8 protein-coding genes are annotated in these 11777 nt (G+C 63.9%); 7 read left to right on the top strand and 1 reads right to left on the bottom strand.

What is annotated here, in order from left to right; genetic code table 11:
* Positions 1-14: 14 nt before the first annotated feature.
* Positions 15-2768, bottom strand: coding sequence for an Ig-like domain-containing protein (locus ABLE94_RS00605; protein WP_348807736.1), 2754 nt, complete (start codon positions 2766-2768; stop codon positions 15-17).
* Between the two features lie 420 nt (positions 2769-3188).
* Between ABLE94_RS00605 and ABLE94_RS00610 the strand changes: the two genes are divergently transcribed.
* From ABLE94_RS00610 to ABLE94_RS00640, 7 genes are all read left to right on the top strand, one after another.
* Positions 3189-3488 carry a hypothetical protein gene (locus tag ABLE94_RS00610; RefSeq protein WP_348807737.1) on the top strand — a complete coding sequence of 100 codons (300 nt, stop codon included), beginning with the start codon at positions 3189-3191 and terminating at the stop codon, positions 3486-3488.
* A 585-nt stretch (positions 3489-4073) separates the two neighbouring features.
* On the top strand, positions 4074-4760 hold the full coding sequence (locus tag ABLE94_RS00615; protein WP_348807738.1) for a response regulator transcription factor: 687 nt from the start codon (positions 4074-4076) through the stop codon (positions 4758-4760).
* 54 nt (positions 4761-4814) lie between these two features.
* Positions 4815-6026 carry an ATP-binding protein gene (locus tag ABLE94_RS00620; RefSeq protein ID WP_348807739.1) on the top strand — a complete coding sequence of 404 codons (1212 nt, stop codon included), beginning with the start codon at positions 4815-4817 and terminating at the stop codon, positions 6024-6026.
* On the top strand, positions 6023-7066 hold the full coding sequence (locus ABLE94_RS00625; protein ID WP_348807740.1) for a DUF8320 family protein: 1044 nt from the start codon (positions 6023-6025) through the stop codon (positions 7064-7066). The genes ABLE94_RS00620 and ABLE94_RS00625 overlap by 4 nt, the downstream gene beginning before the upstream one ends.
* Before the next feature lie 879 nt (positions 7067-7945).
* Positions 7946-8359 carry a hypothetical protein gene (locus ABLE94_RS00630; protein ID WP_348807741.1) on the top strand — a complete coding sequence of 138 codons (414 nt, stop codon included), beginning with the start codon at positions 7946-7948 and terminating at the stop codon, positions 8357-8359.
* 169 nt (positions 8360-8528) lie between these two features.
* On the top strand, positions 8529-10739 hold the full coding sequence (locus tag ABLE94_RS00635; protein WP_348807742.1) for a DUF3376 domain-containing protein: 2211 nt from the start codon (positions 8529-8531) through the stop codon (positions 10737-10739).
* Complete coding sequence (locus ABLE94_RS00640) at positions 10736-11290, top strand: hypothetical protein (protein ID WP_348807743.1); 555 nt, start codon at positions 10736-10738, stop codon at positions 11288-11290. The genes ABLE94_RS00635 and ABLE94_RS00640 overlap by 4 nt, the downstream gene beginning before the upstream one ends.
* Positions 11291-11777 lie beyond the last annotated feature (487 nt).

Below are 11777 nucleotides of genomic sequence, written 5' to 3' on the forward strand. Positions count from 1 at the left end.
TCGAGAGCATCTAGTCACACGGATTGTGGCACCGTCAATTCCACTATCTGTGTGGTGACTACGGAGTCCTCGTCCTCCTCCGATACGGTGATGAATGCTCGGTTTCCTTCGACGTTAATGGTGCCGGTGGGGATACCGGGAATCGCGATGGGGTGCAGGTCTCCATCGTCGGGATCGACCGCGTACGCAACGTAATCGACGCTGTCGTCGCCGATGACCTGAGCCAGAATCACCAACGTGCCATCGGCCGTCGTGACTGCTCCGGCACCGTCGAGGGTGGTCGCGTCGAGGCTATGCGTTCGGGTGGAACCGTCCGAACCCAGCCAGACGATCGATGAGCCCAGGAAGTTGTTGTCGTCGTCAAACGCATAGGTCGTGAAGTACGTCGCCCCTCCACCGGCGTTCCGTGAACCCGGTTGGCCGGGCAGCGTGAACGACGTTCCGGAAGCGTTGGGCCGCAACGCGTAGACGACGAGTGATCCGTCATCGGCGATGACGTACTGGTAGGCGCCGTTGCCGTCCGGATCGAGAGCGAATCCGAGCGGTGTGCCGGTGGCGGTGATGCTCACTGGTGTGACGGTCTCGGGATCGACGATCGAGAGAACTGCACCGTCGGCCGTGGGCGACACGAAGTACGCATAGCGGGGATCGTCGGTACCGATTTGGTAGCCGAGGTTGGGTCCGACTTCGACCGACGTCGGGGTGAGTGAACCGTCTTCAAACACGGTGAGGTAGTAAGTGATTGTTTCATCGGGTGTTTCGGGTTGTCGAACCGAGCGCATGAGGACGTAACCATCGACCGTCCCCATACTGGTCACCGAGCCCGGCATCTCCACCTCGATGGCGTTGGTCGGATCGTCCGCGGGGCGAACGACGACGTAGTAGGTCCAGTCGGCATACCCACCGGGTTGGAATGAGACGTCGTCCGCCGGTACATAGGTCGTGCCGTCGGTTCCGACTTCCATCGGACGGGTCGGCGAACCTGCGTGCGTCGATTGTGATGTCACCGCAAGAGTCGCCGGGTCGAGAGTGTAGGTCGTGAAAGTGTATGTGCCGGTGTCGCTGTCGTACACATCGTCACCCACTACGTGTGCCACCCCGTTGGAAGTGATGAGGATCGGCGAGCCCTGCTCGAAGGTGTTGGGTAGCGCGGCGCTGCTGATGTTCCCGGCGGGTGTGATGGTCGTGACGTAGCGGTAGTAGGGGTGCCCGAGATTGTCGTTCACCGACACGATGTACGTCGTGCCGTCAATATCGATGATTTGGTGCACCTCTTGCGCGGTGTCCGGGTCGCGAGGAAGGTCGTAGCCCGCTCCGACGACGGGGTTCGACGGGTCGATCTGATAGATCGTGCTGTAGTAGTAGGGCATGGGTGAGCGGGTCATTGCCATGACCGTTCCGTCGTCGCGGTACCACCAGCCGGCGAGGTTGTCGAGGTCGAATTGACCGGTCACCGTGCCGGTTTCGGAATCGATCACCGTGGTGCGCGTGATGGTGTGGTCGGGATCCTGCGGCAGGCGAGTCTGGTAGTAGAGAGTTCCATCGGGACCGAACGTCAGGTCACCGAATGCGGTCTGCGTGTCGGGCAGCGGGGTGGACCATGAGGTGCCGCTGTCGGACACAGCCGTCAGGTAGTAGTCATACTCGGTTTCCTGCGGTTCCCCGGTCACCAGGTAGGCGGTACCGTCCGGACTGAAGGTGAATCCGCTTCCGATGTACTGTCCGGGAACATCGATCTCGTTGGGCGCCAAGGATAGTGCTGCGAAACTGGTGCGTGTGGTCAGGGATTCCGGGATCGCCGGACCGTTGCGATCGACTACCGCGATGTAGTAGCTGCCGTCGGGTCGCATGTTGAGGAGATACACCACACCATCCGGCGACTGGGCTACCTGGAAGGCTTGATCTGTCGTCGAGTACACGACCTCGGTGATCGGGTCGATGGGCACGCTGACGTTCACCGAGGCCGATTGCCCCGCAGTGTCGGTGGCCACGACGGTGAAGGAACGGATCAGCTCGTCGTCGCCGGTGCCGGGTGCGCTGGCGTCGAACCTGGCGTCACGGGATGGCAGGAACGTGAAGTCACCCGTCGCCGGATCGAGGAGAAGTGTGCTGCCGTCCTCGGCGGTGTATGTGCCTGGTGTGGTGGTCTCTGTCCACGGACCGGTTGCCGAATAGCGGAGTGCGTCGGTGTCGCTGAACACTCCGGCGACGCTGCCGATGATCACCCCGGTGGTTCCGACGGGCTCCCCGACTGTTGGGTTCACACCGTCGTTGACGGTGGGCACGGTGTTGGGAGTGGTTGTCCCCGGAACGTTGATCGAGATGGTCGTGGTGGTGTCGTGCACGTGGTCACCGGTGAAGAGTGCCAGGAGGCCGGCGAAGCCATGAAGATGGAATGACGTGTCGTCCGACGCGCTGACCGTGAAGGAATCACTACCCGTGTAGTCGGCGTCCGGCGTGTAGCGAAATGTCCCGTCGTCAAAGAGTTCGACCTGGCCGTGGCTGGGTCCCGACTCAAGGGTGTAGGCCAAGGCGTCGCCGTCGGTGTCGGTGAATCCGAGCGTGCCGGTCGCGGTGCCGTCGGACACGGTGTAGGTGGGTAGTTGCCCGGCGGTGGGGGCCTGGTTGTCGAGGAACGAACGCAGACGCCTCGTCCACCAGAGCAACGTCCATGTCGCGGGGGTCTCCGCTGCGGCGGGCGTCGCGCCCCCGAGCAATGGGAAGCCGAGCAGCGCCAGCAGTCCCGTCACCGGTGACGTCGGTGTCACCGCAGCAGCCTGGAGCGTGGACGACGCGGCATCGCCGACAGCATCGGTTCCGCTTGATGCAGATGCCGACGGTTCCGCGGCGAGAGTCGGAGAAGTTCCGATGAGGCCTGCAACGCCCGTGGGTGACCCGGTTGCTGAGGGATCGCCGGCCGGTGACGCGGTCTCGGAAGCTCCATTCTGCGGGGTGTCGTCGCTTGTGGGATCGTCTGCAGGCGTCGTGGCTTCGGTTGTCGTCGGTGCAGGTGCAGGTGCCGGAGCGCTGTCGCCAGGCGCTGGAACAGTCGAATCGTTCGACGGTGTGATGACTGGTTCGGGGCCCGCTGTCACTGACGGCGCAGTAGTCTCTGGCACCTGACCGGTGTCTGCGGGGACGGAACCGGAGTCGTCGCTGCCCTCTGCCGCGCCGGTTGACAGCTCCGGTTGCGACGGCTGCGGCGTGGTCGAGGCGTCGCCTTCGGCGGATGTCGACGCTGTATCGGGGATCACGCCCTCGCCGGTGCCCGTGCTGCTCCCGTCTGCGCCGCCGCCATCGGCGATATCCCCGGCGTCTCCGACGCCGCTGTCGCCTTCGACAAGGCCGTCGCCGCCACCTCCTTCGTCAACGGCCTCGGTCACGACCTCGACCGTGGTGCTGGAACCGCTCTCGGGTTCGGCGCTGGCCTGACCGTGTCCGGTGTAGAGAGCGAGGCTGACGCCTGCCGCTGCTGCGATCAGACGTGATCGCTGAGAGTGAGAGATATTCATGATGAGCTCCATTGGTCATTCGTGAAATGCGATCTCCGTCGTCGTATTCCGGTCATCAACGACTGAGGAGTAAATCGGACATTACGCGCGTCCGGCGCCGAAGAATAGATCCAGTTTTTGTAGATGGGGCACTGTTTCCGTGGTCAGAAAGGGGTTGGTGAGTGAATTGAGGTGACGTCGGTACGACGGGTGGATCCTAAATATCAATGGCCACAATATATTTGGCCTCGTATCCGAGCTCTGAGAGCGGGCTGTGCGATTTATTTAGTGGAGGTAATGGTGACCCGGGTTTATGGGTCCTCTGGCCGATCCAATTTTCTTCTGCGGGTGCGTTCGTATCCTATAGCGGAGCGGCATTATTATTAGTTACGATAATTATGCCCCCTGGAATGGGGCTACGTGATTGGCTGGAATATTTCGGCGGAAGTGTCACGTGGGTTGCGGCGCCGTCGACGGGTCCGTGACCGGGCGGCGTCGGCGATCCGCAACACGATCTTCGGAACCCAACTGACCTGCCCAAACCACCCGCACAAACCCGCCCAATCGGACAAGATGACCCCTATGCCCGACGAGCGTGCACCGTCCGACGCGCCCCCACCGGCCGACACGCCGCGACGCATCGGCGTCGTCGACGATCACGACCAGATCGTCCGCGGTCTGCGCGCGACCTTCGACGACTGCCCCGACCTCGAGTTCACCGCCGGCGCCGACACCGTCACGGCACTACTCGCCGAGACCACCGCCCTCGACCTCGTGCTGCTCGATCTGCGCCTCGGTGACGGCAGCACCCCGGCGTCCAACATCTCCGCCCTGCACGCCGCGGGCCTGCCGATCCTCATCTACACCTCCGGCGACGAGCCCTTCCTCATCCGGCAGGCCGCGAGCGAGGGCGTACTCGGCGTCATCCGCAAGAACGTCCGGGAGAAGGACCTCGTCGACGGTATCCGGCACGCGCTGGCCGGCAACACCGTCGCCGGCATCGACTGGGCGTCGGCGATCGACTCCGACCACAAGTTCGTCAGCCTGTCGCCACGGCAGCGTCGCGTCCTGGAGCTGTACGCAGCAGGGGAGTCGACCGCGCGTGTCGGCGAGGAACTGAATCTCTCACCGGAGACGGTCACCGAATACGTCAACCGCATCCGGGCCCGCTACGCCGAGGCCGGCCGCCCCGCACGCACCAAACCCGAACTGCTCAAACGCGCCATCGAGGATGGATGGGTACCCATCCCACGCCGCCGCCGACGGTGACGCTGACGGGCAGACCGTGACACGCCGCCCGGTGACAGGCCGACGATGAACGCGATGTCGGCGGTCGAGCACGCGGTCGGCACAGCGGACCGACAGGCCGGGGTCCGCATCCTCCGACTGATCCCGCAGTACCTCGCGCTCGGCTACCTCGTCTACAGCATCCTGCTGTTCCCGACGATCCTCGCATCACGGGAGTACATGGCGACGTGGTGGACGGTGATCTGCGCCGCATCCACCCTCGGCGCCGGCATCCTGATGGGTCCGCTCAGTTGGCGTGGCGACACCCGCCGGCTCCGGATGATCGCCGCAATTCCCATGGCGGGCTACCTGTTTGCGTTGGCGACCTTCGGCTTCGCCTGGAACGGTGTGCCTCTCGACATCCCCCGCGGCCTGTGGCTGGTGCACTTTCCCGGACTCGCCGTGCTCGCCGCCGGGTTGGCGCTGCGTCCGGCCGCCGCGTACGCGGTGCTGATCGTGGTCGGCGTCGGTGTCGGAACGATCAGTCACCTCACCCGACTCGAGGAGCTACGCAGCCCGGTGATCGCGTCGATCGCCTGGGGTATCGGCTTCAGCCTGATCTTCCTCTCGGCGGAGGTGATGGCGATCCGCGCGGCACACACCCTCGATGCGACTCGCGCAAAGGCCTACGAGACCGCCGCGGCCACCGCGGCCAGTCAGGCGCGTTCCGCGGAACGCGACCGATTCAACGCCCTCACCCACGACACCGTGATGGCGACACTGCTGTTGGCCGCCCGCCGCGACCAATCACCCGACCTGGCCCGCAGCGCCGACGCCGCCCTCGCCGCCATCGACGAGGCCGGCGGGCACGTCCCGTCACGACAGATCACCGTGCCCGTCGCACTGACTCACATCCGCGCCGCCGTCGCGATCGTCGACCCCACCGTGGTGGTCACCGCACGCGTCGACGACGAGAACGCCACCTGCCCGGAGCATGCGATCACCGCGATGGCGGCGGCCACCGCCGAGGCACTGCGCAATGTGCAACGCCACGCCGGTGCGAATGCGGCCGTCACGGTCACCGTCATCACCGACGACGACGGGTGCCGGGTGCAGGTGCGCGACGACGGCGTCGGCTTCGACCCGAGCCAGGTGCCGCCCTCGCGATTCGGTATCGCCGCCAGCATCCTCGGCCGGATGCACCGGGTGGATGGGGGAGCGGCGCACGTGGCCTCCGAGCGTGGGCGGGGCACCACCGTCGACATCGTCTGGACACGCACCGCCGTCCCCGTGGATGTACGACGATGACCGCGCGAGGGTATGACATCCGTGATGTCCTCGGCATGAAGCGCTGGGGCGTCTGGCTTGTGCTCGTCGGATACCTGGTGGCGATCTGGGTGCCGCTCGTGGCCTCCCGGCACGAGTTCACCTGGCTCGTACCACCGCTGATCGGTGGGCTGCTGATCTCGGCGATGGCGATCGCGGTGGTCGTCATCCCCGGTGATCCGATGCCCCTGTGCGCCGCCTGCATGACGGTCGCCGCGGGGCCGCTGGCCAACGCGCTGGTCCTGCTGGAGACACCGACGAGTAAGGGCAACGCCGTCACGGTGTCGCACAGCGCGGTGATCGGGGTGTATGTGTTCGTCATCCTGCGGGGCCGCCGGGTGCTGCCGTGGTGCGGGCTCGCCGCCATGGCGTGTGTGTATGCGTGGTGGGGCACGCGGACCGGGCAGTCGCCGACCGGTGCGGCGTTGATGCTCGTCTTCGAGATCGGGCCGCTGGTGATCGGTGTGCTGCTGTCATTCACGCTGCGTTCGACTGCGCGCGAGGTCTTTTCACTACGTGAGCAGATCACCGACGACCTCGGGAAGGCCGCCGCGGAATCCGCGGCCGCCGACGAGCGTGCCCACCAGGTGCATTACCTTGACGCGACCGCCCGACCGCTGCTGGAACTGATCGCGACCGGAGCACCGCTCGCCGACGCCCAACGACTGGATTGCGAAGTGCTCGAAGCACATCTACGTGACCGGATGCGCGCACCCCTGATGACCGAACTCCACCTCGACGAGCCGGTCTATCGAGCACGCGTCCGCGGCGTCGACGTGGTGCTCATCGACGACTCCGGCCGCGATCGTGACGACGTGTCGGACGTATTCGCTGTGTCTGTCGCAGAGGCGATTTCACAGATCGCCACTGAGGTGCTCGACGACGCCGACGACGGCGAGGTGTTCATCCGAATCCCACCGCCGGGTCGGGGCGTGGCTGCCTCGATCCTGCATCGCAGCGGTGACGGCGCGAGTCGCCGCGTCGAAGTCGCCGACGACGGACAGGTGCGGGTAGCGGGGTGAATGCCGCAGGCCGAGTGGGAGGTACGAGGGCCGTATCGAGGTCACTTACCACAGCCCGCGCCCATCCGTCGGACGATCGCCCCCTTCCGCCGCTTGCCGGTCGCCGGTCGCCGGTCGACCCGTCGGTCGAGCAGGTGAGGAGCGCAAGCGGAGAACCGTGTCGAGGTCACGGGCGCACAGCGACGGTTGGGTACCGGCGGTGGCTACGGGCGCCAGGTGGGAGGTGCCGGGGCAGCTTGAGGGGAACTGATGGGGTGACGGCGGGGGCCTCGAAAAGCGCGAGAGCCGGACGACCCACCATTGCGGGGTTCCGGCTCCACCTTCCGCCGCGTCTGTAGTGAACTATCACCCGCTGTGGAGCTGGAGACGACGAAAGCCGTCCCTGATCGCCGCAGTGCTCGGGGACAACTGGGAGCCGTAGGGTGAGCGAAATGTGGTCCACACTTGTAGTCCCCTCGATCAACTCGTAGCGACTCACACCGCCGCCTGTGCATCAGCATCCGCAAGGGCGAACACGGCTCGGTTCAACGTGATCTACGTCGTGCAGTCACTCCCGGCACTGGGCAATCCTCACCTCCTCCGGCGCGATACGACATACCTCACTCACCCTGCGACAGTAGCGCCATGGTGTGCGCTGATCGGCCGACCCACGATCGTGGGACATCGTTCGCGATGCGAACAGACGCGACCTCCTGACCGGCGCGTTCGTCCGTCCACCGCACACGTGGGTGTCCCCAGTTCGGGGTTCATCGATCGATGGAATACGTAAATCAACACCGAAATGCCTGTCGCCGAGTCGTTTCGGTGACCACAATCAGGTCACGCGACGACGTGTCCGCGTAGTACATCCCAGTTCCGAACTCCGGCAAAGGAATCGACATGACATCACATCTGAGAGTCCGAGCAGTAGCCCTGATTGCAGGCCTGACGGCTGCGCTCGGAGCCGGCATCGCAACCGCGCCGCAGGCCCAGGCAGCTTCGCCGATCAGCTTCTGCGCCAAGTACTACAACAACTACCCCTATGCGAGTCAGTCTGTGACGCTACAGAAGTGGAACGGCTCGGCGTGGCAGAACTGGCGCGCGGGCGGGACCAACGCGAGTGGCTGCGGCGTGTTCACCAACTACACGGCAGCGGCCGGCTACTACCGGGTCCAGGCTTACTGGACCGTGGGGACTCGATGCGGGAACCCAGGCATCACGTATGGCCTGGGTCAGAGCCAGTTCATATACCTCTCCTACAACCAGTCGGCGAACTTCGGCACGTTCTACGTCGGCACTGGTCGGATCTGCTGAGCCGGTTCGGTGTCCTTGTCGCCCACACCAGCCGACGGACGCTTCCCGGTGAAATCACTTCGCATCGGTCAGATCACGAAAACCAACCGGTAAAGCGATCTGTCACTCAACACTCGAAGTCGGGGCTACTGTCCTTCAACACGTCGGCCGACACATCAGAGGAATGCAGATGCCAACCAAAGAACTACGAATTGCGCTCGTTCTCAATGGCGGTGTGAGCCTCGCAGTATGGATTGGTGGCGTGGTTCACGAAATCAACCGGCTTCGCGTGGCGTCGCGCGGCGCGACTGGAGCATCGGCAGCATGGTCGGAACTGGTCGACAGTGAACACGTCAGCCGCCGGATCGCGATCGATCTCATCGCGGGTACCAGCGCTGGAGGCCTCAACGGCGCGATGCTCGCCGCCGCCATCGCCAGCGGGGCAGAGGTACCGAACATGCGAAGCGTGTGGGAACAGGTAGGTTCTCTGCGATTGGGCGCGCTGGTGCGTGAACCGGCAAGTGATGGCGCAAGCACCCTCAACAGTGTGCTTGACGGAGCCAAGGTGCTGAGCCAGATAACCGAGACGCTCGAGACAATCGCTTCGGGCGCAACACCTACCGATGCCGAAGGGTGCACGTTGCTGGTTACTGCAACCGCATTGGATTCCCCTGCCCGAGCCATCCGCCTGGCCACGGGAAGGTCTGTCCCTACCCGGGACAGTCGGCGGGTGTACCGCTTTCGGAAAGGCCCATCGCAGCAGGACGCCGGCGACTTCGCCGATGTCGACTGTGTTGCGACCGCGATGCGGGCGACGTCCTCGTTTCCCGGAGCCTTCGAGCCGGTACTGGAGACCGGCGACCTGATGGAGCAGCGCCGCGGTGGCGAGGGCGGGCCCGCGCGGTGGCTGATTGACGGAGGCGTACTCGACAATGCGCCATTCGAGCCATTGCTCGAGGAACTCATGCGTACACCCATCAGTGGTGCGCAGGAGCGCGTTGTGGTCTACGTGACGCCCTCGACGGATTCCGCCAGCACGATTGAGCAAGGGCCGGGTCCCCTTCCGGGCATGTTTCGCACGTTGGCCGGCGTGTACTCGGCGCTGAGTGAACCGGACCAAAGGATCGATTACGAACTGCTGTCCAAGACGTTCGAATCGATGAACTTCATTTCTTCACAGCCGCATACGCTGCTCGGCGAAGTCTTCTTCAACGGGGCCTCCTCGACGCGGATCATTGCGGCGGGCAGGGCGATGTTCACTTCGTACCGGCGTTCGCGATATGAGGCGATGATCCGGTTCCTCGATTCTCGGTCGACGCGAGAACAGGTGATGGCGCCGGGGTTGCCGGTACCTGACACGCCTGCTGGTCCGCCGGGAATTCCGTCGCGGTTCACCTGGCAACCCGAGTCGGGCTGGGAGTGGGGAGTTCCGACAGCGGACAGAGTATTGCGATGGATCGGCCGCGCCCTCAGCGAACGTGCGATGGGTCTCGATGAGCCCGCGACTCTCGAACCTGCCATCGCGGCGGTACGTAACGCCCAGATCTCAGTCCAGCAGCTGGAATCTGAGCGGCAGCGTCGCGTAACCATCATCGGTGCATCGGAAGTTGTTCGTCCGCAACAGATACTAGCCTTGACCGAGTTCTATGAGGGCTGCTCGCCGCGCCTGTCGGAGATGATGGGCTTCGTATTCAGGGAACTGACGGTGATCACTGGTGGCGGCGAGCAAGTACTGCGCAACACAGTACTGGCGGTAGAGGTGATCTACTGTTGCATGAACTGGGGTGGCCAGCAGTATGACACGCCCTCCTTCAACTACATCCACCTGACGCCGAGCGTGCCACCCAACGAGGGGCTGCAGTTGCGGTTCGCCGACTCGGGCGACCCGTCAATGTGGCCGGAGCACAAACTCTACGGCTCACTGTGGGGTCACTTCGGTGCATTCGCGACCGCCAAAGGTGTCAAGCACGATTGGCTTTGGGGTCGTTTGGATTGCGCTGAACTCATCGCCGATCATCTGTGTTCCAACGAAGTTCCGAACGACGAGGTGATTCGGTTCAAAAGGGCACTTGCGGCTGAGATCGTCCGCGACGAACTGTCATCGAGTTCTGCCGTTGCGACGGGACGGCAGGCAGACCACAACGACATCATTCCCGGGGCCTCCCAGGTGAGCGATGGTGTTGCGGAGGTCCTCACCATGAATCACGAGAAGCTGCTGGCCCGGATGTGGGACAACGAAGACGGGGAGCGCACCGCCGATGCCGTGCTCGACCAGATTGTCGCGATAGCGCGTACGGAACTCAATCCAGACCTCAAGGCACGGGCCGCGCTGAAAGTCGCGCGTTTCCTGGCGAAACGTCGAATTGTGAAGCTGGTCAAGAGAGGACGTGAAGCGATATGAAAGGTGCCAGAACAGGAGTCATCACACTGATCGTGGCCGGTGTCATTGCCACCTTCATTGCGACGGGACGGGACTGGGTGACCTTCGGAAGTTGGGTGGCCATCGAACTGGCCGCAGGATCCGTCGGCGCATTGATCGGCTTTCTGATCGGACTTCCGGGCCAAGCGCCGGCGAAAGACCTCCCAACAGCCGGGCAACTTCAAAGCAATCCGGTTGAGGCATCCATGAAGTACCTGGCGGCGTCAGTCGCCGACACCGCGGCCAGCGCGCAGCGGCATCGCATCAGCGTGTTCTCCGATTGGCTGGTGGGCGGGGCGTTCGCCCTGTTGCTGGCCAACGGAGGCAAGATCATGGCAGCAATCGGAGACGCGAGTCGGTGGGCAGTGGCAGATGACGACGCTTCGATCGTTTCGATGGCCGAGCGACTCCAGCAGGCAGCGATCATTTCGTTCGCGGTCTGTTTTTTCGCCACAGCCTTCATTGTCGCCTGGTGGCAGACGGCTACCAACGGTGCCGCGATGCTGAGCAAGATTCCGTCGAATCGGTCGTGAATACCTCGCACGCTGCGTAGATACCGCATTCGTCCGTTCAGGGGACCGTCGAGCCGGGCCCCTCGCCGATGGCCGGTCGATAATTCTCCCACTCTCGCTGACGCGGCAAGAAGCGCCACCGACAATCACCCGTCAACTGTCCCTCAAGTAAGTTCAACCCCGTTGACAGTCATTGATTGACGATTCGCAAAACACATTTCGAAATACCCATTCCGCGGCGATAGCAACATCACGGAGACCTTCCGCAAAGAACCGAATCCCCACCCTTTCTTCCCGACCAGAAACACAGCATTCACCGACAACCACCGCTAACATTAATCGCGTCTGTGGTTCAGCAAAGCCGTCGGGGTAGCAATGCGAGGAGCCGCGCGCCTCGCTCACTGCTCCCGGAAAGACGCCCGACCGCATGACCACTCGACCTGCGCGCGCTCAAACGCCGTCGGCGCCGCCCCCGTACGACATCACCGAGCGGGTCGGCGCTCCGACA

It is taken from the genome of Gordonia sp. VNK1 (assembly GCF_040049135.1).
Classification (GTDB): domain Bacteria; phylum Actinomycetota; class Actinomycetes; order Mycobacteriales; family Mycobacteriaceae; genus Gordonia; species Gordonia oleivorans.

Coding starts and splice junctions, on each gene's coding strand:
- ABLE94_RS00625 (WP_348807740.1), top strand. CDS start 6,023: ATGACCGCGCGAGGGTATGACATCCGTGATGTCCTCGGCATGAAGCGC.
- ABLE94_RS00630 (WP_348807741.1), top strand. CDS start 7,946: ATGACATCACATCTGAGAGTCCGAGCAGTAGCCCTGATTGCAGGCCTG.
- ABLE94_RS00640 (WP_348807743.1), top strand. CDS start 10,736: ATGAAAGGTGCCAGAACAGGAGTCATCACACTGATCGTGGCCGGTGTC.
- ABLE94_RS00620 (WP_348807739.1), top strand. CDS start 4,815: ATGTCGGCGGTCGAGCACGCGGTCGGCACAGCGGACCGACAGGCCGGG.
- ABLE94_RS00615 (WP_348807738.1), top strand. CDS start 4,074: ATGCCCGACGAGCGTGCACCGTCCGACGCGCCCCCACCGGCCGACACG.
- ABLE94_RS00635 (WP_348807742.1), top strand. CDS start 8,529: ATGCCAACCAAAGAACTACGAATTGCGCTCGTTCTCAATGGCGGTGTG.